The 20,859-nt window shown below is 51.4% G+C and carries 22 protein-coding genes; 15 read left to right on the top strand and 7 right to left on the bottom strand.

Features of this window, described 5'->3' with window-relative positions; translation table 11 throughout:
* Positions 1-122 precede the first annotated feature (122 nt).
* Positions 123-611, top strand: coding sequence for a DUF456 domain-containing protein (locus HMPREF3050_RS09725; protein ID WP_070774649.1), 489 nt, complete (start codon positions 123-125; stop codon positions 609-611).
* Positions 612-671: 60 nt separating this feature from the next.
* Here the strand turns inward: HMPREF3050_RS09725 and HMPREF3050_RS09720 are convergent, their stop codons facing one another.
* The 6 genes from HMPREF3050_RS09720 to HMPREF3050_RS09695 all read right to left on the bottom strand — a co-directional run bounded on the left by HMPREF3050_RS09720 (position 672) and on the right by HMPREF3050_RS09695 (position 6,120).
* Complete coding sequence (locus HMPREF3050_RS09720; protein ID WP_003767165.1) at positions 672-1,331, bottom strand: YecA family protein; 660 nt, start codon at positions 1,329-1,331, stop codon at positions 672-674.
* A 159-nt stretch (positions 1,332-1,490) separates the two neighbouring features.
* Positions 1,491-2,273 carry a TrmH family RNA methyltransferase gene (locus HMPREF3050_RS09715; RefSeq protein WP_070774652.1) on the bottom strand — a complete coding sequence of 261 codons (783 nt, stop codon included), beginning with the start codon at positions 2,271-2,273 and terminating at the stop codon, positions 1,491-1,493.
* Positions 2,274-2,449: 176 nt separating this feature from the next.
* A complete protein-coding gene (locus HMPREF3050_RS09710) occupies positions 2,450-3,025 on the bottom strand; it encodes a sigma-E factor negative regulatory protein (protein WP_241429723.1) in 576 nt (191 codons plus the stop codon).
* A 16-nt stretch (positions 3,026-3,041) separates the two neighbouring features.
* Positions 3,042-3,641, bottom strand: a complete 600-nt coding sequence (rpoE, locus tag HMPREF3050_RS09705) for an RNA polymerase sigma factor RpoE (RefSeq protein ID WP_003758517.1) — start codon at positions 3,639-3,641, stop codon at positions 3,042-3,044.
* 82 nt (positions 3,642-3,723) lie between these two features.
* Complete coding sequence (gene tilS / locus HMPREF3050_RS09700) at positions 3,724-5,094, bottom strand: tRNA lysidine(34) synthetase TilS (protein WP_246830261.1); 1,371 nt, start codon at positions 5,092-5,094, stop codon at positions 3,724-3,726.
* Between the two features lie 66 nt (positions 5,095-5,160).
* Positions 5,161-6,120, bottom strand: a complete 960-nt coding sequence (locus HMPREF3050_RS09695; RefSeq protein WP_003777964.1) for an acetyl-CoA carboxylase carboxyltransferase subunit alpha — start codon at positions 6,118-6,120, stop codon at positions 5,161-5,163.
* A 219-nt stretch (positions 6,121-6,339) separates the two neighbouring features.
* Between HMPREF3050_RS09695 and HMPREF3050_RS09690 the strand changes: the two genes are divergently transcribed.
* From HMPREF3050_RS09690 to fdx, 10 genes are all read left to right on the top strand, one after another.
* Entirely contained in the window at positions 6,340-6,741 is a 402-nt protein-coding gene (locus HMPREF3050_RS09690; RefSeq protein ID WP_003758524.1) for an RNA-binding S4 domain-containing protein, read from the top strand.
* Between the two features lie 241 nt (positions 6,742-6,982).
* Positions 6,983-7,993 carry a tryptophan--tRNA ligase gene (trpS, locus tag HMPREF3050_RS09685; protein ID WP_070774647.1) on the top strand — a complete coding sequence of 337 codons (1,011 nt, stop codon included), beginning with the start codon at positions 6,983-6,985 and terminating at the stop codon, positions 7,991-7,993.
* A gap of 75 nt (positions 7,994-8,068) precedes the next feature.
* A complete protein-coding gene (locus HMPREF3050_RS09680) occupies positions 8,069-8,608 on the top strand; it encodes a hypothetical protein (RefSeq protein WP_070774646.1) in 540 nt (179 codons plus the stop codon).
* Between the two features lie 17 nt (positions 8,609-8,625).
* Positions 8,626-9,630 (top strand): adenosine deaminase, encoded by a 1,005-nt coding sequence (locus HMPREF3050_RS09675; RefSeq protein WP_070774651.1) that lies wholly within the window; start codon positions 8,626-8,628, stop codon positions 9,628-9,630.
* Positions 9,631-9,795: 165 nt separating this feature from the next.
* Positions 9,796-11,658 carry a Fe-S protein assembly chaperone HscA gene (hscA, locus tag HMPREF3050_RS09670; RefSeq protein WP_070774645.1) on the top strand — a complete coding sequence of 621 codons (1,863 nt, stop codon included), beginning with the start codon at positions 9,796-9,798 and terminating at the stop codon, positions 11,656-11,658.
* Positions 11,659-11,741: 83 nt separating this feature from the next.
* The gene (locus HMPREF3050_RS09665; RefSeq protein ID WP_070774644.1) at positions 11,742-12,494 is read left to right on the top strand and encodes a DUF695 domain-containing protein; all 753 of its coding nucleotides are present in this window, start codon (positions 11,742-11,744) and stop codon (positions 12,492-12,494) included.
* 76 nt (positions 12,495-12,570) lie between these two features.
* Positions 12,571-13,329, top strand: a complete 759-nt coding sequence (locus HMPREF3050_RS09660; RefSeq protein WP_070774643.1) for a DUF2314 domain-containing protein — start codon at positions 12,571-12,573, stop codon at positions 13,327-13,329.
* Between the two features lie 31 nt (positions 13,330-13,360).
* Entirely contained in the window at positions 13,361-13,936 is a 576-nt protein-coding gene (locus tag HMPREF3050_RS13690; RefSeq protein ID WP_246830260.1) for a hypothetical protein, read from the top strand.
* 125 nt (positions 13,937-14,061) lie between these two features.
* Complete coding sequence (locus HMPREF3050_RS09650; protein ID WP_009311362.1) at positions 14,062-14,424, top strand: TIGR02328 family protein; 363 nt, start codon at positions 14,062-14,064, stop codon at positions 14,422-14,424.
* 85 nt (positions 14,425-14,509) lie between these two features.
* Positions 14,510-14,851 (top strand): ISC system 2Fe-2S type ferredoxin, encoded by a 342-nt coding sequence (gene fdx / locus HMPREF3050_RS09645; protein ID WP_003764447.1) that lies wholly within the window; start codon positions 14,510-14,512, stop codon positions 14,849-14,851.
* A 135-nt stretch (positions 14,852-14,986) separates the two neighbouring features.
* Here the strand turns inward: fdx and HMPREF3050_RS09640 are convergent, their stop codons facing one another.
* On the bottom strand, positions 14,987-15,598 hold the full coding sequence (locus tag HMPREF3050_RS09640; protein WP_070774641.1) for a hypothetical protein: 612 nt from the start codon (positions 15,596-15,598) through the stop codon (positions 14,987-14,989).
* 260 nt (positions 15,599-15,858) lie between these two features.
* Here HMPREF3050_RS09640 and iscX point away from each other — a divergent pair, with 260 nt between their 5' ends.
* From iscX to HMPREF3050_RS09620, 4 genes are all read left to right on the top strand, one after another.
* Positions 15,859-16,056, top strand: a complete 198-nt coding sequence (gene iscX, locus HMPREF3050_RS09635; RefSeq protein ID WP_003742471.1) for a Fe-S cluster assembly protein IscX — start codon at positions 15,859-15,861, stop codon at positions 16,054-16,056.
* A 343-nt stretch (positions 16,057-16,399) separates the two neighbouring features.
* Positions 16,400-17,278: a methylenetetrahydrofolate reductase gene (gene metF / locus HMPREF3050_RS09630; protein ID WP_016686752.1), complete on the top strand. Its 879-nt coding sequence runs from the start codon at positions 16,400-16,402 to the stop codon at positions 17,276-17,278.
* A gap of 135 nt (positions 17,279-17,413) precedes the next feature.
* Positions 17,414-19,690 (top strand): 5-methyltetrahydropteroyltriglutamate--homocysteine S-methyltransferase, encoded by a 2,277-nt coding sequence (metE, locus tag HMPREF3050_RS09625; RefSeq protein ID WP_070774640.1) that lies wholly within the window; start codon positions 17,414-17,416, stop codon positions 19,688-19,690.
* Between the two features lie 413 nt (positions 19,691-20,103).
* On the top strand, positions 20,104-20,694 hold the full coding sequence (locus HMPREF3050_RS09620) for a LemA family protein (RefSeq protein WP_009311368.1): 591 nt from the start codon (positions 20,104-20,106) through the stop codon (positions 20,692-20,694).
* Positions 20,695-20,859: the final 165 nt, after the last annotated feature.

Genomic DNA, 20,859 nt, shown 5'->3' with positions numbered 1-20,859 from the left:
GCCGTACTGGTTTAAAGTTAATCCACTATAAATTTTCATTTTCTTGCATCCGGCCTTATCGAAATCAGCCGAAACATCCCCATAATACTGCCGTTATACCACTTCATATTTGAAAGAAAGCGATGACTGCCATCCTGATTATCCTCGGTCTGATTGCCATAGCGGTCGGCATTTTTGGCACGATTTACCCCGCCCTGCCGGGATTGGGCTTGATGTTTGTCGGCACATGGCTGTTGGGCTACGCCGGCGACTATCAGGTTTTCGGTTCCGGCACACTCATTTTCCTTGCCGTTGTCGCCATTTTCGGCACGGCAATGGATTATGTCGCGGGCGCGTTGGGGGCAAAATATACGGGGGCGAGTAAAACCGCCGTCTGGGGGGCGTTTATCGGCGGCATTGTGGGCGCATTCTTCGCCATCCCCGGCCTGCTGTTAGGCCCTCTGATTGGCGCAGCCAGCGGCGAATTCATCGCCCGCAAGGACTCTTGGCAGGCAGGCAAAGTCGGCATCGGTACGTTTATCGGCTTTATCATCGGTACGGTTGCCAAAATCGGCTGCGCGCTGACCATTATGCTGACTGTCCTATCCGTATGGCTGGCTTCGTTTTTCTAAGCCATATCTTCAAAACGAAAGGTCGTCTGAATTTTCAGACGACCTTTGATTTTTGAACGCTTATTTGTTACAGCAGGCTTTATATTTCTTACCGCTGCCGCAAGGGCAAGGGTCGTTGCGTCCGGTTTTGTCGCCTTCGCGACGTACCGTTTGCGGTTTGTTGATGATTGCCTGCCAATACCAATAGATATCCAGCAACACATGCGGCAGCTCGGATTCGAGCTGTGCCAGTTCTTTTTCGGTCAGGTGCAGGATGATTTCGCCGTTTCGCTCTTCATCGTAAATCCCGCCCAAAGCCATAATCGGATAGAACAAATCTTCAAACTCTTCCTGATCAACCGCTTCAAACCAATCGGTCGGAACGATATCCAAAGCATAGAGATAAGCGTTACACCAAGTATAAATATCGGGATTGGAGGCAGCATCTTCGTATAACCACAAATCGGGCAGCATTTTTTTACTGAGTTTGATACGCAAATCCGCCGCCAAACCGATGACCAAACGCTCGATTTCGGTGCGCTCTTTGGCATCAAATAAGGATTCGTCGCCCAAAACTTCAGGCAGCCAGTCATTCGGGTTCAGCGCATCGGGACCGCTCAACAAAGCCATCATAAACGCCTGCACCTCATCGCAGCGCATGGTGTTGTGGTGTTCCGATTTGGCATCGAGCAGCTCCATCAGGCGTACGCGCGACGCTTCGTCAAATGCTTGCAATTGCATGGTTATTCCTTAATTTTAAATGGTATGTTTCTATAGTGGATTAACTTTAAACCAGGACGGCGTTACCTCGCCTAACTTTAAACCAGTACGGCGTTGCCCCGCCTTGTCCTGATTTAAATTTAATCCACTATATTCTCTAAGGGGTCGTCTGAAAACGGTTTAGGCGATACGTTGGCGCATTTGCTCGAAAAGGCATACCGTTGCCGCCATGGCGACGTTTAACGACTCGGTCTGTCCCAACATCGGGATTCTGACGCTGCCGTCAACTTTTTCCAAAATTTCCCGACTCACGCCGCTGCCTTCATTGCCAAAAACCCAAGCGCAAGGGGCTTTTAAATCCAGTTGGTACAAATCGGAAGGGTTGCGCCCGTCCAAAGCAGTCGCCCATATTTTGTCCTGATAAGCATCCAGCCAATGCGCTAGAAAAACGCGGCTGTATATGTCCAGCAGAAAATGCGCCCCCATACCCGCACGCAATACTTTGGGCGACCAAATATCGACGCATTCCTTACCCAACACAATCTGCCTAATGCCCGAAGCTGCTGCGCTGCGTAAAACCGTCCCGACATTGCCCGGATCTTGCAACCTGTCCAACACCACGCAGTCGCCGCTTAAAGACAAATCACCTTGCGGCGGAATCTCTATCCAAGTCATCACATCGTCGGCATCGTTCAGACTGGTGATTTTAGACAAGGCTTCGTTTCCGACCAAAGTAATACCATCTTCGTCCAAGCTGCTGATTAAATTTCGGATTTCAGGATGCGTGTTTTTACTTTCGGGCAAATACACTTGCTTGGGCGTGTATCCCGCCTCTAAATAGACCTGCAAAAGATGCACGCCTTCCAACACGGTTTGCCCGTATTCACGGCGTGCTTTAGATTGTGTCAACAGCTTGGACAAATGCTTGAGCTGCTCGTTTTGCGCGGAGGTAATCAATTTCATGTGCCGCATTATATAGCGGATTCAAATAAAAAGGATACAGCTCAATACCGTCCGACTTTGTTCAACCTGCTTTTTCAGACGACCTCAAGATGCATCCGATCAAAAACAAAATCCCTGCCCGAATAGCTCGGGAAGGGATTTTCTCTACTTGATGGAAATCTGTATCTCTATGCAGCTTAATGAACGACGGAATCCTGTTGAACCTGCGTTTCGGTTCGAACTGTAGTCTGACTCACACCTTTGTCATTCTTTGCGGATTCAGGCATTACCACGGCATCCGAAGCATTTTTGGCTGTCGGATTGGCGGCTACGGGTACGATATTTTCCTGTTGGTTTTTGGTTTCAACAGCTTTTTCAGCAACCATGCCTGAAGAGTCACCCTTCACTTGCGGACCGAATTGCCATACGGCCACGGCAACCGCTGCCACGCTGGCGGCAACGGCGAAGGATTTGAAGAAGGAACTGTTCGCAGCCTGTACTTCCTTAACAACAGGCATCACAGCGGCAACTTCGGCTTCATGACGCTGTTTGTGTTCTTCGCTGATTTCCGCAAGCGTAGCGGTAAATGCCGCGCTTTGCATGAAATCCGCATCACGCCCTGTCCCTTCTTTATAGCGCATGCAATCGCCTAACAGATGGTACTCGTACCACGCTTCGGCAGCGGCATCGTCGGACAACAGACGGTCAAGCATCTCTTCGCTTACTTGGTCTCCATCCATCAGCATGGAAACATATTCTCTTGTTGTATCCATAGTTGTTACCATTTTTTTACCACCTTTGATTTTCAGAGGTTTCCAGCAGCGGCCTCAAATCTTTTGCTATTACTTCCCGCGCCCTGAAAATACGGGAGCGGACCGTTCCTATCGGACAATCCATAATTTTGGCTATTTCCTCGTAAGACAAACCGTCCATTTCCCGCAGGGTAATGGCTTTGCGTAAGTCTTCGGGCAAATGCGAAATCGTTGATTCGACTGTTTGCAGGATTTCCCGATTGATCATTTCAGCTTCCGGCGTATGGTAATCCGCAATCTGATCCGACAAATCCAGAATATCCCCGTCTTCGTTAGCAGCCTCTGCACTGACGAACGGCTGCTTTCCTGATGTTACTAAGAAATTCTTGGCTGTATTGATGGCAATCCGGTATAACCAAGTATAAAAAGCACTCTCACCCCGGAAATTCGGCAAGGCCCGATAAGCCCTAATCATTGCCTCTTGCGCCACATCATTGACTTCGTGTTCGTCTTTGACAAAACGGGAAATCAATCGAATGAGCCGACGCTGATATTTGGACATCAGCAACTCAAATGCTTTTTGTTCGCCCTTCTGCGCGCGCTCTACCAAGGCCTGATCAATCTGGCGATCATTCATATCTTACCTTTTATAATAACTGCATTATAAGCTATAAAATAGTAAAGCGTGCCGTGCCAGTTAAAGACAACTGCCGCCGTATTTAGTTCCATTTATATCTCAAAAATTTTCCGTAAACCGGTAAAAAACCGTCAAACCCTTGAAAATCGTGGCTTACCGTAAGGTTAACAATAGCAATGCAGTTTCCGTCAGTATTTGTGATAATCGGCCAGCATTTTCTGACGAACGGTACAATATGGTTTTCTTGCAACACTTTCTTAACGTTTTTATACAAAAAACCTACATTCATCATATCATCACTGCCCGCCGTCCGAATGATTCCGTCTTTTTCCAAGACCGATTCCGGCAATCCGTTGCGGTGCGGTACCAGAAAAAAGCCGTTTTCTTGGAGAATATCTTTCAGACGACCTCCGACTTCTTTTCCCTTTATCCAATCCGCGTCTGCAAACTGGTTTTGTTTCAATATGAATAAAAAATCCCGGTATAAACATACCGATGTTTCGCCGAACTGCCATTGTGCAGTTTCTGCTTCCAACAGTATCCGCGCGAAATCCGCCAGCTTTCTCGGAGAACTTTCCACAATCTCATTCTCCTTAAAAAACCGCCAAAGAATCCGGCTGCGGCGCGCTTCGCTGAATGTCTGCCAACGGCTGACTTGGAAGCGTCCGCTTTGACAAACCGTCTGATAATCCGCTTCGACAACTTCGTCTAAAATCGCCAAATCGGTTTGCAAAGAACGAATGTTGGCACAAACATGACGGTTAAAATTCGGAATGCGCTCCCGCCAAACCGGCAACGCCTCGTAACGCATCCAATTTCTTAAAAAAGCTGTATCAGCGTTACTTTCATCTTCGATGTTCGGCAGATTGCAGGCAGCGGCGTAGCTTTCCAATTCTTTTCGGGAAAACGTCAGCAGCGGCCGCCAAATTTGCGTTCCCTCATCCAGCTTGCGCCATTGCGGCATGGCGGCAAGTGCTTTAATGCCGCCGCCGCGAACCGCCGCGAGCATGAATGTTTCAATTTGGTCATCCTGATGGTGTGCCAACGCGATGATGCCGGAGGGGTCGTCTGAAAACGCCTGATAACGCGCTTTCCGTGCGGCGGCTTCGATTCCCAAGCCGTCTTTTTTGACTTCAACTTTTACGCTTCTGAACGGCATATTCCATTCTTGGCATAAGCGTGTGCAAAACACCAGCCAGTCATCCGCATTGCGGCTCAATCCGTGATGAACATGCAAAGCGTGTACGTCCAATCCAAGCTCTTCCCGCAAACACACGAGCATATGCAGCAACACCACCGAATCCAAACCGCCGCTTAATCCGACTGTTACCGTACAACCATCAGGAAGCGAACGCGCCGAAAGCCGCAAGGTATCCAACAAACTGCGGCATTGAGGCGGAAGGTTTTCAGACGACGTCGGGTTCATATGGCGTAATCTATGTTTTGTCGGCAAGGCAAGTTCTTAGAAATGAAAAAGCAGGCAGGGGGGCTTCTGCCTGCTTTTCTACACATCAATTGTTTACTTATCCGTAAACTTGCCGTAAGCCATAATCCGGTCGAAACGGCGCGACAGCAAATCCGCCATCGGCATATTTTGCGCTTCGCGCAACTCGGTTTCCAAAACCGTTTTGACGTTTTTCATGGTCGTTTCAAAGTCTCGGTGCGCCCCACCCAAAGGCTCGTTGATCACGGTATCGATCAAATCTAGTTCTTGCAGGCGTTTGGCGGTAATACCCAAGGCTTGCGCGGCATCTGCCGCTTTTTCGGCAGTTTTCCACAGAATAGACGCACAACCTTCCGGAGAGATAACCGAGTAAGTCGAATATTGCAGCATATTGACGTAATCGCCGACCGCAATCGCCAGCGCGCCACCGGAACCACCCTCGCCGATAATGGTACATAAAACCGGCACACGCAGGCGGGTCAATTCGTACAGGTTGCGTCCGATGGCTTCGGACTGACCGCGCTCTTCCGCGCCGATACCCGGATACGCGCCCGGCGTATCGACAAAAGTCATCACGGGAATATTGAATTTCTCGGCAGTTTGCATCAGGCGCAACGCTTTACGGTAGCCTTCAGGGCGCGGCATACCGAAATTGCGGCGGATTTTTTCTTTGGTGTCACGGCCTTTTTGATGGCCGATAACCATCACGCTTTGACCGTTGAAGCGCGCCAAACCGCCGACGATGGCATGGTCGTCTGAATAATGGCGGTCGCCGTGCAACTCTTCAAAATCGGTGAAAATGGCTTGAATGTAATCTAAGGTGTAAGGACGTTGGGGATGGCGTGAAACCTGCGAAATCTGAGCGGGCGTCAGCTTGTTGAAAATCGATTTGGTCAAGTCGTTGCTTTTCTTCTGCAATCTGGCGATTTCATCAGAAATATCGACGGCGGATTCGCCCTGCACAAAGCGCAACTCTTCGATTTTATTGGTTAATTCGGCGATGGGTTGTTCAAAATCCAAAAAAACTGGTTTCATAGGGTGAAGCTCTCGGTAGGGACGCTGCCGCTATCATACGCCAATCAGGCATATTTGGCAGCATTTCTCATTGAGGATATGCCGTGCAAAACGGCAGATAATCGGGCGGATGCCTTTTCAGACGACCTTTTGCGGATGATATAGTATATCTGCACTAAACAAATGAAGTGCCGTATCTTATGATAAACTTCCATTCAGTTCAATCATTTCAAACAGGCTATGAAAAACGAACACGACAATACGGCGATGCGGCTCGACAAATGGCTTTGGGCTGCACGCTTTTTCAAAACCCGCGCGCTGGCTCAAAAACATATCGAATTGGGCAGGGTTCAGGTCAACGGCGCCAAAGTCAAAAACAGCAAAAACATCAGCGCGGGCGACATCATCGACCTGACGCTCAATTCGCTGCCTTACAAAATCAAAGTATTGGCACTCAACCACCAGCGCCGCCCCGCCCCCGAAGCGCGTCAGCTTTACGAAGAAGACATGAAAACCGCCGCCGAGCGCGAAGCGCAAAAACAGCTCGACCAGGCAAGCCGCATCAGCGCGGCGTATCCCGACGGCAGACCGACCAAACGCGACCGCCGTCAACTCGACCGCATGAAGCGCGACAGTTGGTAGGGTTTTATAAATTCCGTTTCAACCGCGATGAGCAGCAGAACGGATATATTTGAAACTTTGCCAAAAACAAATCATCCGTTTTTATTATTTCACGCAACTGACTTGACGGTTTTACCCATCCGTTGTGTTGAGACTCCTGCCTGAAACCGCCGATTTCCGTAAAGTTGAAACGCATCGGAATCAGGTATAATCAATCCCTATTTCATTTTCAGACGACCTTGAGCCATTTAAGGATATCCCCATGAGCAAGAAACGCGTCCTCACAGGCGTAACCACCACCGGCATCCCGCATTTGGGCAACTACGTCGGCGCCATCCGCCCTGCCGTCCGCGCGGCGCAAAACCCCGATACCGAATCCTTCCTCTTCCTCGCCGACTACCACGGCATCATCAAATGCCACGAGCCGGAGATGATCCACCAATCCACCCAGGCCGTTGCCGCCACCTGGCTTGCCTGCGGACTCGACCCCGAACGCACCACCTTCTACCGCCAAAGCGACATTCCCGAAGTGATGGAATTGAACTGGATTCTGACCTGCATTACCGCCAAAGGTCTGATGAACCGCGCCCACGCCTACAAAGCCGCCGTGCAGGCAAATATCGAAAACAATCAGGAAGACCCTGACCACGGCGTAGAAATGGGCCTGTACAGCTACCCCATCCTGATGACCGCCGACATCCTGATGTTCAACGCCAACGAAGTGCCCGTCGGCCGCGACCAAATCCAACACGTCGAAATGGCGCGCGACATCGCCGGCCGCTTCAACCACCGCTTCAAAGAAGTCTTCACCCTGCCCGAAGTGAAAATCGACGAAAACGTCGAACTTTTGGTCGGCTTGGACGGACGCAAAATGTCCAAATCCTACGGCAACACCATTCCGCTTTGGGAAAACGACAAGAAAACCCAAAAATCGGTCAACAAAATCATCACCAACATGAAAGAGCCGGGCGAGCCGAAACAGCCCGACGAAAGCCCCTTGTTTGAAATCTACAAAGCCTTCTCCACGCCGTCTGAAACCGCGGCGTTCACACAAATGCTGGCCGAAGGCCTAGCATGGGGCGAAGCCAAAAAACTCTTGGCCGCCAAAATCAACGCCGAGCTGGCAGAACCGCGCGAACGCTACAACGAGCTGACCGCCAATCCTTCGCAAATCGAAGACATCCTACAGGCGGGCGCCGCCAAAGCACGCAAAGAAGCGCGCGAACTGCTGGACCAAGTACGCGACGCCGTCGGCATCCGCCCATTGAAGTAAATCTCAAAAGGTCGTCTGAAAAAGCAGTCCGCTATTTTCAGACGACCTTTTCCTGTTTAAAACAAGGAATATCCGATGAAAGCCTTTCCGATTCTCTTATCCGCCCTCCTGCTCGCCGCCTGCGGCAAATCCGAAGCTCCTGCCGAGCCCGCCCAAAATGCCGCCGAAGCCGCGCCCAAACCCGCGTTTAAAGTCAAATACATCGACAACAATGCCATCGCAGGCTTGGATTTAGGTCAAAGCAGCGAAGGCAAAACCAATGACGGCAAAAAACAAATCAACTATCCGATTAACGGTTTGTCCGAACAAAACGTCATCCAACTGATCGGCAACCACCCCAACGATTTGGAAGTCATCAGCGGCAAATGTATGGAAACCGGCGACAAAGGCGAGCCTTTAGGCTGGACTGAAAACGGCAAATGCCATGCCTTGTTTGCCAAACTGGTCGGCAACATCGCTGAAGACGGCGGCAAACTGACAAGCTACCTCCTCTCCCACGCCGCCCTGCAACCCTATCAGGCAGGCAAAAGCGGCTATGCCGCCGTTCAAAACGGCCGCTACATCCTCGAACTCGACAGCGAAGGAATGTTCTACTTCCGCCGCCGCCACTATTGACCGAGCGGGTGCCGCCCATGACCGTACACACCTTAATCCGCGCCCTGCCTAAAGCCGAATTGCACGTCCATATCGAAGGCACGTTCGAGCCGGAATTGATGTTCGCCATCGCCGGGCGCAACGGCGTTTCCATTCCCTATGCGGATGTAGACGCCGTGCGCCGCGCTTACGATTTTCACAACCTGCAATCCTTCCTCGATATTTACTACGCAGCGGCGGCGGTCTTGCTCCACGAGCAGGATTTTTACGACCTGACCACAGCCTACTTCGCCCGCTGCCGCGAGGACAACGTCGTCCACACCGAAATCTTCTTTGACCCGCAAACCCATACCGCACGCGGCGTACCGTTTGAAACCGTCATCAACGGCATCACCCGCGCCCGTCTGGAAGCGCAGGAAAAATGGGGCATTTCCAGCAGGCTGATTATGTGTTTCCTGCGGCATTTGAGCGAAGAATCCGCGTTTGAAACGCTTGCCCAAGCGCAGCCCTTCAGACGACATATCGACGGCATCGGACTGGATTCGGGCGAACTCGGCAACCCGCCCTCGAAATTCGAGCGCGTCTTTGCCCAAGCCCGCGCGCAAGGTTTTCCCGCCGTCGCCCATGCCGGCGAAGAAGGCCCGCCCGAATACGTTTGGGAAGCGTTGGATTTGTTGAAAGTCGTCCGCATCGACCACGGCGTGCGCTCCGAAGAAGACGAAACCCTTATGCAGCGCCTGATTGCCGAGCAAATGCCCCTGACCGTCTGCCCATTGAGCAACCTCAAGCTCAAAGTCGTCGGCGACCTGTCCCGGCACAACCTGCGCCGTATGCTTGAGCGCGGCGTATTGGTTACCGTCAATTCAGACGACCCCGCCTACTTCGGCGGCTACCTCAACCAAAATTTCATCGAACTTGCCGACGCATTGGATTTGAATGAAGCAGACATCCGCACCTTGTGCAAAAACTCGTTCAAAGCCTCGTTTTTAAGCGAGGAAGAAAAAGTAAAACGGTACGCCGAAATCGACGGCATCCATGTTTAAACACAAAGCCGACCTGAAAAAGCAATCCGGTCGGCTTTGTTTTTATCTAAAAATACAAATCCTCTAACCACAGCCAATTCCCTACCAAACCACTCAACTATCCGCCCGAAATCTGTTAAAATACCGACCTATCCTAATAAATACAGCATCAAAAGGCACACAATCATGGCTCTTTTGCAGATTTCCGAACCCGGCATGTCCGCCGCTCCGCATCAACACCGCCTCGCCGTCGGCATCGACTTGGGTACGACCAACAGCCTGGTTGCCACCGTCCGCAGCGGCAGCCCGGTTTGCCTGACCGATATAGACGGACGTACCACCCTGCCCTCTGTCGTCCGCTACGGCGAAGGCGATGCCGTCGAAGTCGGCAAAGCCGCCCTTGCCGCTCAAAAAACCGACCCGCTGAACACCATCAGCTCCGCCAAACGCCTGATTGGCCGCACGCTTGCCGACCTCGCGCAGGACGCGCAATACCTGCCCTACCGGTTCACGCCCAACGAGCGCGTGGTCGAGCTGAACACCCGCCAAGGTGCCAAAACGCCTATCGAGGTGTCGTCTGAAATCCTCAAAGCCCTCAAATCGCGTGCCGAAGAAACGTTAGGCGGTGATTTGGTCGGCGCCGTCATTACCGTTCCCGCCTATTTCGACGATGCCCAACGCCAAGCCACCAAAGATGCCGCGCGCTTGGCGGGCTTGAACGTATTGCGCCTGCTCAACGAGCCGACCGCCGCTGCGATTGCCTACGGGCTGGACAACGCCTCGGAAGGCACGTTTGTCGTTTACGACTTGGGCGGCGGTACGTTCGACGTATCCGTATTGCAACTGACCAAAGGGCTGTTTGAAGTCAAAGCCACCGGCGGCAACAGCGCATTGGGCGGCGACGATTTCGACCACCGCCTGTTCTGCCACTTACTCGAACAAAACGACCTTTCCAAACTCAACGAGCGTGACAGCCAGCTTCTGCTTTCGCTTGTCCGCGCCGCCAAAGAACAACTGACCGGCCAAACCGAAGCCGTCGTCGAAGCCACGCTTTCAGACGGCCGCAAAATCCATACCGTCATTACCCGCCAAGAATTTCACCATCTGACGCAAAATCTGGTGCAAAAAACCATAGAGCCGGTCAAACAAGCCCTGAAAGATGCGGGCGTGACCAAAGCCGACATCAAAGGCGTGATTATGGTCGGCGGCTCCACCCGCATGCTGCACGTTCAACAAGCGGTCGCCACCTTCTTCGGACAAACCCCGCTGAACAACCTCAACCCCGACGAAGTCGTCGCGCTCGGCGCCGCCATACAGGCGAACGTCCTTGCCGGCAACAAAACCGACGGCGAATGGCTGCTGCTGGACGTTACCCCCTTGTCGCTCGGTTTGGAGACCTACGGCGGACTCGCCGAAAAAATCATCCCGCGCAATTCCACCATCCCCACCGCGCGCGCGCAGGACTTTACCACCTTCAAAGACGGTCAAACCGCCATGACGATACACGTCGTACAAGGCGAGCGCGAACTCGTTTCCGACTGCCGCAGCCTTGCCAAATTCACCCTGCGCGGCATTCCGCCCATGACCGCAGGTGCGGCGCGTATCCGCGTTACCTTCCAAGTTGACGCCGACGGCTTGCTGTCCGTTTCCGCCCAAGAACAAAGCACCGGTGTACAGGCGCAAATCGAAGTCAAACCTTCCTACGGCTTGGACGACGACACCATCACCCAAATGCTCAAAGACAGCATGAGCAACGCCGCCGAAGACATGGCGGCACGCGCACGCGCCGAAGCCGTGGTCGAAGCCGAAAGCCTGACCGACGCCGTCAACGCCGCCCTTGAGTTGGATAGCGATTTGCTGGATGCCGAAGAGCTTGCACAGATCCAGCGAGACATCGCCGATTTGCAAGGTCGTCTGAAAGACGGCAACGCCGAAGACATCCGCGCCGCCGTCGCCAAACTCAGCCGCAGCACCGACAACTTCGCCGCCAAACGCATGAACCGCAACATCCAACGTGCGCTGACAGGGCAAAGTGTGGACGATATTTGACGGCAAACAGTTTCAGACGACCTCGAAGGATACAAAGGTCGTCTGAAAAAATTCAAACACTATTTTTCAGACGACCCCATCCCATGCAAAACCCCTCCATCCCCCAAGACTGGAACGTCTATTTCAGCCGCATTGGCGACGCCCCCGCCGCCTTACGCATCAACCTTGCCTTAATCGAAGTCGCGCCGCTGGCAGAGTATCCGCAGCATGTGCGCGTCAGTATGAAATTGGAACAAACCAACGAACACGGCTTCCCGACGCCCGAAGAAAGCGAAGCGGTTTACGACATCGAAGACCAAATCGACCGACTGGCGGGCAACGACAACATTCCCGCAGGCATAGTCACCACAAACGGCGCGGTAAATTGGCATTTTTACAGCCGCGATGCCGAAACCTTCGCCCAAGCCTGCCGTACCTTGCTGACACAAAACGACCGCGTTTGCGACATCACAATCAGCGAAGATGCCGAATGGTCGTTTTATCAAGAATTCCTGTATCCGGACAGCTACGAGTTGCAAGCCATCCGCAACGAACAGGTTTTACGCCGTTTCCGACAAGACGGCGACCGCCTCGATAAGCCCCGCCCCATCGACCACTGGCTGTTTTTCCACACCGAAGCCGACCTGAACGCCGCAGCCGTCAAAGTCGGCACATTAGGCTATACCGTCAGCGACAGCGGTCGCATCGAGCAGGAAGAAGACCACCCGAGCTACCGCCTGCAACTTTCCAAAAACGCCCCGCTTACCGACATCGACAACGACACATGGGCGTTGATTGATATCGCCCAAGAAAACAACGGCGACTACGACGGCTGGGGCAGCATATTAGTCCAATAAAGCATCAGGTCGTCTGAAAACACACCGGCAGTCCCGTTCAGACGACCCGCATCCACTTTGACCTTAGGAGAATCCCATGAGCGAATCCATTGTTTACGGCATCGATCAGGAAAATGAACTCATGAACCGCGCCTTCGAACAGGCACGTTCCACATTCAAATATTTCTGGCGCGAGCTGTATTGGGAAAACCGCCGCATCATACCCGCCTTGGATTTTGCCATGGTCAAAGTGCCTTTTTTCCAAGACAGCGAAGACGGCGAAATTTGTGAACATATGTGGATAAACGACATCTACTTCGACGGCCTCCACATTTACGGCACGCTGGTCAACGAACCCAACGACCTGACCAATGTAGAACAAGGCGAAAGCGTCTGCGTTCCAGTTGAAGAGATCAGCGATTGGATGTTCCTGTGTAACGGCATCCCCTACGGCGGCTTCACCGTACAGGCAGTCCGCATCCAAATGACGCCGCAAGAGCGCGCAGAACACGATGCTGCATGGGGCATCGATTTTGGTGATCCCGAAGAAGTCTTGCTGGTTTACGAAGAAAAAGAACACCCCGAAAATCTCGACGAACATCCGATGTGCCGAAACTGTCTGGACGACTTCCGCCAACAGCTGGCACAAAACCCGGATTACCTGCGCGAGCAAGACGAAGACGGCTACACACCGCTCCATCACGAAGCCATCGCAGGCAACGCACCCCTGGTCAAAGCCATGCTCGAATTGGGTGCAGACCCGGCCGCCACCACGCAAGAAGGACTGACCGCCCTAGACTTTGCCCGCCTTATGGACTGGCAAAACGTCATCGAGATACTCGAACCACGCCACTAAACCATAGGTCGTCTGAAAAAAGAAAAGAAAAATGTCCGATCGATTTCGACTAATCATACCGACAATACTGAAATTCATTTGGGCCCTTGTTTGGCGGCTGACCGTCTCTATTTCGGTCGGAAAGACCGTATCTCATTTTTTACCACCCGAACACGAAACTTACACTCAAGGCAGCAAAATAAACGCCTTGTTTCAAATCGCCGTTCGCCCAACCGACGATAGTAGTTGTGCAGTGAAACCATGGAATGAGTTCAATGCCGAGCGGGATAAAGTGTGTACGCACCTCCCTGATCAAAATGATTGCTACGTAAATTCGAAAATCACTTGCAATGTAAAACGTATCCGTACCGAAGAATACGAACTCATTTATACTGACCCCTTTTTCACAGAGGAAAGAACCAGTCATTACCGTATAACTGAAGGTCGTGTAGAACCCTTGTCTTTTACCTTCGACTCATCCTCACGCAGATGTGAAGCAGGACTACTAACCGGCATCTTCACCCTTCTTCTGACTTTAGTACCGCTACTTTACTGCCCGTGGCGACGCCGTAGAAAAATTCAGGCGACAGCCAAGAAAGCAAGAATGGCGGCACAACATAAAGACTGACCATACTCAATGCCGCACACCTTCTTGACCGACAAACAGTCATCAAGATATTTGAACCACCCGACTAAACAAAAGGTCGTCTGAAAACCAAGATACAATTTCAGACGACCTCCAACCCACCCAACATGAGACTTTGGCACCAAACCCTCATCCCCCTGCTCCCCCGCGCCCAGCTTTTGGGGCAACACCGCGAATGCGCCGCCCTGCGCGGAGCAGGCTGGGGCAGGCCACACGCGACGGTGAATTACGTTTTCACCCATTCGCCTGACAAACTCTATCTGTATCACGCGCTGATTATGGAAGAAATGGAAAAACGCGGCTACAAACCCGATCCGTTGTGGAAAGACCCGCTGTACCGCGGCAAAGCGGTTGCCCCTTATCCCGCACACGATATCGAAGCCGCCGATTCGCCGATTTACCCCGAACACGATGATGCTTATCTGGACGAATGTCTGGAAAATTTAAAAAACAAAGGCATCGTGTTATAAACGGTTTCAGACGACCCTTTCATCACAAAAGGTCGTCTGAAAATTACCCACAAACCCTATCCACCCATTACAAGAGACAATAAAAATGCCCAAAATCACCGTACTCCCACACGCCGTATTATGTCCCGAAGGCGCAGTCATTGAAGACGCACCCGAAGGTAAAACCGTTCTTGACGTGCTGCTCGACCACGACATCGAAGTCGATCACGCCTGTGAAAAATCCTGTGCCTGCACCACTTGCCACGTCATCATCCGCAAAGGCTTCGACAGTTTGGAAGAGCCGAGCGAGCTGGAAGAAGACCTGCTCGACCAAGCATGGGGCTTGGAAGCCGACTCGCGCCTGAGCTGTCAGGCAGTGGTTGCCGACGAAGACTTGGTGGTGGAAATCCCCAAATACACCATCAACCACGCGCGCGAAGATCATTGATGCAAAGAGGTCGTCTGAAACGGATACAGCAATGTTCAGACGACCCCTGCCAAATTTTGAGCAAACAAAAAGTCGTCTGAAACTGCCTTACCGACCGTTTTCAGACGACCTTCCGTCAAATCGCTGCCAAATCGTTTATTTGGAACGTGGAACGACAAACCTTAAGCGGGATACTTTCATCGAAGCGACGGTTTGCGCAACAGGGTAATTTTCCACTCTGCCTTTGGCGTTCAGCATACTGAGGCTGCTGCCATGACGGGTAATGATGCTCTTAGGTTCGGGCTTCGGTGCCGGTTCGTTTTTTGTTGCGGTTGTGACGGATTTCGGCGGTTCGGGGACATATCCCGCCAAGCCGAAGCGTTTGATGATTTCGTTTGCGGCATCCATATAACGCTGTTTTGCTTCTTCGTTCTCCACCACCATATCGTCAAGCGCCACAGACACGTCGTTGCCGCAGCCGACAATGCGTTCCGCAATACGCGAATACACCATCCAGCGTTTCAAACGCAAAGCGCCCGCATCTTCGTCCGGCGCAGCGGCATCCAAAGCAATCATGCCGTAACGCTTGCCATAACGGAGGCGCAGCGAAAGCCGCTTCAGCCCCTCGCTCTCGTCCAGCATCTGATAAAGCTCGCGGATAAGCAGCAGCAGGCGGTCGAACACGCCCGCTTTAGCAAGATAATTAGGATCATCGGAGGCGAGCGCGTAAATAAGTTTGGATAATTTGGCATTGAGTGCGTTGTTCATCGATTTTCCTGTTATTCATACTATAATGGATTTCTTTAAGAACCATTCCAAATGATTTGGTTGCATGACAAAGTGTAAATTTTCCTTAGTGAAAGTCAGAAAAATGTATTAACGTACGCCTTGAAAATATTACATAGGAAAATACCATATGCGATTTCAGACGCATTAATCATTACCGACACGAATTTTCCCCAAAGCATTAAAACCTAAACAAGCCATCCCGAATCAACCCATTCGGACACTCCAAAAGGAACGACATCATGAAATGGACAGACACCCAACGCATCGCTGAGGAACTCTACGACCTGCACGGCGACAGCATCGACCCGAAAACCGTTCGCTTCACCCAACTGCGCGACCTGATTATGGCGCTGCCCGACTTCGACGACGATCCCGCACGCTGCGGCGAACGTATCCTCGAAGCCGTACAACAGGCATGGATTGAAGAGGCTGAGTGAGGCAACATCATTTGCAAGCTAAAAACCAAGACGTCGTCTGAAAATTTTTCAGACGACGTTTGAATGGGTTGATAGCCAACTCAAGCGCAAAACATCTTATTGCTTTTGCTTTACCAACAAGGATACCAACCATTGAAATCCATTTAAGTTCAAGACATTCCTACACATCAGAATATGTATTTTCTCGCCGGCTTGCCCTCATATGAATAGAGACAAGCATAATGGCAACCACATTAAAATAATTCATAAACTTTCTGAAAATTTTGAATTTGACTCATACACAAGGCAAATTTATCATACAAGCCTGAAAACGTTTAAAAAAGACAACCGAGGTACACAGCCAATGAGTTACGCAAAAGAAATCAATGCGTTAAACAACAGCCTTTCCGACTTGAAGGGCGACATCAACGTTTCGTTCGAATTTTTCCCGCCGAAAAACGAACAAATGGAAACCATGCTGTGGGACTCCATCCATCGCCTGCAAACCCTTCATCCCAAATTCGTTTCCGTAACTTACGGCGCAAACTCCGGCGAACGCGACCGTACGCACAGCATCGTCAAACGCATCCAACAGGAAACCGGCTTGGAAGCCGCGCCGCACCTGACCGGCATCGACGCCTCTCCCGACGAATTGCGTCAAATCGCCAAAGACTATTGGGACAGCGGCATCCGCCGTATTGTCGCCCTGCGCGGCGACGAGCCGCCCGGTTATGAGAAAAAACCGTTTTACGCCGAAGATTTGGTCAAACTCCTGCGCTCCGTCGCCGACTTCGACATCTCCGTAGCGGCATACCCTGAAGTGCATCCCGAAGCGAAATCTGCACAAGCCGACCTGATCAATCTGAAGCGCAAAATCGATGCGGGTGCAAACCATGTCATCACCCAATTCTTCTTTGACGTAGAACGCTACCTGCGCTTCCGCGACCGCTGCGTGATGTTGGGCATCGACGTCGAAATCGTTCCCGGCATCCTGCCTGTTACCAACTTCAAGCAGCTCGGCAAAATGGCACAAGTAACCAACGTCAAAATCCCGAAATGGCTGTCGCAAATGTATGAAGGTTTGGATGACGACCAAGGCACACGCAATCTGGTGGCGGCAAGTATCGCCATCGACATGGTCAAAGTCCTGTCCCGCGAAGGCGTGAAAGATTTCCACTTCTACACGCTCAACCGCAGCGAGCTGACTTACGCCATCTGCCATATTTTAGGCGTGCGTCCTTAAAGCCGAAAACGGTTTCAGACGACCTCAGGGGTCGTCTGAAAAACAAAACACCGCCCCATCCGCCCTATTCTGATTTACAATACCGACCGATTCGGATTGAACCGGTCCTTACAAAATCCAACTGGAGAGTTCAACATGACAACATTACATTTCTCAGGCTTCCCGCGTGTCGGCGCCTTCCGTGAATTGAAATTCGCCCAAGAAAAATACTGGCGCAAAGAAATCCGCGAACAAGAGCTGCTCGACGTCGCCAAAGACCTGCGCGAGAAAAACTGGAAACACCAAGCCGCCGCCAACGCCGATTTCGTTGCCGTAGGCGATTTCACTTTCTACGACCACATCCTCGACCTGCAAGTCGCTACCGGCGCGATTCCCGCCCGTTTCGGCTTCGACAGCCAAAACCTGTCTTTGGAACAATTCTTCCAACTGGCGCGCGGCAACAAAGACCAATTCGCCATCGAAATGACCAAATGGTTCGACACCAACTATCACTATCTGGTACCTGAATTCCACGCCGATACCGAATTCAAAGCAAACGCCAAACACTACGTTCAACAACTGAAAGAAGCCCAAGCCCTCGGTCTGAAAGCCAAACCGACCATCGTCGGTCCGCTGACCTTCCTGTGGGTCGGTAAAGAAAAAGGCGCAGTCGAATTCAACCGCCTGAGCCTGTTGCAAAAACTGCTGCCCGTTTACGTTGAAATCCTGAACGCTTTGGTTGAAGCCGGTGCCGAATGGATTCAAATCGACGAGCCTGCTTTGGCTGTTGACCTGCCTAAAGAATGGGTGGAAGCCTACAAAGACGTTTACGCCACTTTGAGCAAAGTAAACGCCAAAATCCTGTTGAGCACTTACTTCGGTTCCGTTGCCGAACACGCCGCATTGCTGAAAGCCCTGCCCGTTGACGGTCTGCACATCGACTTGGTACGCGCTCCTGAACAACTGGATGCGTTCGCCGACTACGACAAAGTCCTGTCTGCCGGCGTTATCGACGGCCGCAACATCTGGCGCGCCAACCTGAACAAAGTTTTGGAAACTGTCGAGCCTCTGAAAGCCAAACTGGGCGAGCGTTTGTGGATTTCCAGCTCTTGCTCGCTGTTGCACACCCCATTTGACTTGTCAGTTGAAGAAAAACTGAAAGCCAACAAACCTGACCTGTACTCTTGGTTGGCATTTACCCTGCAAAAAACCCAAGAATTGCGCGTTCTGAAAGCTGCATTGAACGAAGGCCGTGACTCCGTTGCCGAAGAACTGGCCGCCAGCCAAGCTGCCGCTGATTCACGCGCCAACAGCAGCGAAATCCACCGTGCAGACGTCGCCAAACGCCTTGCCGACCTGCCTGCCAACGCAGACCAACGCAAATCACCGTTTGCCGACCGCATCAAAGCGCAACAAGCATGGTTGAACCTGCCCCTGCTGCCGACGACCAACATCGGTTCATTCCCGCAAACCACCGAAATCCGCCAAGCACGTGCAGCCTTCAAAAAAGGCGAACTGTCTGCCGCCGATTACGAAGCCGCGATGAAAAAAGAAATCGCCTTGGTGGTTGAAGAGCAAGAAAAACTGGACTTGGACGTACTGGTACACGGCGAAGCCGAGCGTAACGACATGGTCGAATACTTCGGCGAACTGTTGAGCGGTTTCGCATTCACCCAATACGGCTGGGTACAAAGCTACGGTTCACGCTGCGTGAAACCACCGATCATCTTCGGTGACGTAAGCCGCCCAGAAGCCATGACCGTCGCTTGGTCTACTTACGCACAAAGCCTGACCAAACGCCCGATGAAAGGCATGTTGACCGGCCCCGTAACCATCCTGCAATGGTCTTTCGTCCGCAACGACATTCCACGCTCTACCGTGTGCAAACAAATCGCACTGGCTCTGAACGACGAAGTATTGGATCTGGAAAAAGCAGGCATCAAAGTCATCCAAATCGACGAACCTGCCATCCGTGAAGGCCTGCCTTTGAAACGCGCCGATTGGGATGCCTACCTGAACTGGGCCGGCGAATCCTTCCGCCTGTCCTCCAGCGGTTGCGAAGACAGCACACAAATCCACACCCATATGTGCTACTCCGAGTTCAACGACATCCTGCCCGCCATCGCAGCTATGGACGCCGACGTGATTACCATCGAGACTTCACGTTCCGACATGGAACTCTTGACCGCGTTCGGCGAATTCAAATACCCGAATGACATCGGTCCGGGCGTTTACGACATCCACAGCCCGCGCGTACCGACAGAAGCCGAAGTGGAACACCTGTTGCGCAAAGCCATCGAAGTCGTACCGGTTGAACGCCTGTGGGTGAACCCGGACTGCGGTCTGAAAACACGCGGTTGGAAAGAAACTATGGAACAACTCCAAGTGATGATGAACGTTACCCACAAACTGCGTGCCGAATTGGCGAAATAAGTTTGAACTAGCGTAATCAAAAAGGTCGTCTGAAAATTTTCAGACGACCTTTTTACCAAATTAATATTTCATTTTTCCATCAAACTGAGCCTCCATAGCCTATCCTCCCTATTGTCTTCCACAATAATCTTTTATGACTAATGGGCAAAATAATTTATTTGGGGTATAATTACACGAAACTAAATTAAAACAGCGGCTAACTGTATCTACTCACAAACAGCAAAATCCGCATATATAGTGGATTAACTCTAAATCAGGACAAGGCGACGAAGCCGCAGACAGTACAGATAGTACGTTCAGCACCTTAGAGAATCGTTCTCTTTGAGCTAAGGCGAGGCAACGCCGTACTGGTTTAAAGTTAATCCACTATATCAAACAACACATTACAGCAACAAACAATAAGGATGCACGCTATGGGAATCATCAGTCTTATCTTCATCGCCGTAATACTGACCGTATTACTGCTCAACTTCAAACAAAAATTAGACCGTTGCAAAAGAGATTATCAAGAGTCTTTTGTTGCACTCCGTATCGCCCTAGCATGCCGCCATCAGGCAGTCAGACATGTTTTGGATGCTTCAAAAATTTATCTGGGACGAGAAGATGACAATGTCGACAGCAATTTATTGTCCTCATGTGGCGATGCCGAAGCCGTATTGACCCAAGCATCCAAATCATTTTCACCTGAATCCCTTTCGCGCTTGTGTAACGCAGAAGCAAGCTTGAACAACTCACTCCGCGCCCTGCAAGAAGTTTTAGAAAAAAGCCTGAAACAACGCCCCGATCAAGGTCTGAAAAGCCAGCTTGAAATGCTGGACGCCGCCGAAACCGATGTTGTATCTGCGCGACGCGCCTACAATCGCTCAGCAGAACGCTACAACCGCATGTTGAGAAAAACCATGAGCGGACTTGTTGCCAAAGTATTGGGTTATCACGCGAAAGCCAGCCTGATTAAATTTGAGGACAACAGCGTTCCGCAAATGAGCAAACACTTGATGGCTTGATAAACGTGGCACAAATAAATCAGGATGTAACGTTGTAATTTGGTCTTAATCTGAATATCACAAGCCATAGAAATAGCACAGAATCCATCCATTCTGTGTTTTACTATAGTGGATTAACTTTAAATCAGGAAAAGGCGACGAAGCCGCAGACAGTACAGATAGTAC

Origin of the sequence: Neisseria sp. HMSC065D04 (genome assembly GCF_001815675.1) — a bacterium.
Lineage (GTDB): Bacteria > Pseudomonadota > Gammaproteobacteria > Burkholderiales > Neisseriaceae > Neisseria.
Note: the sequence above shows the minus strand (reverse complement) of the source record. Positions and strands in the feature narration are given on the sequence as shown.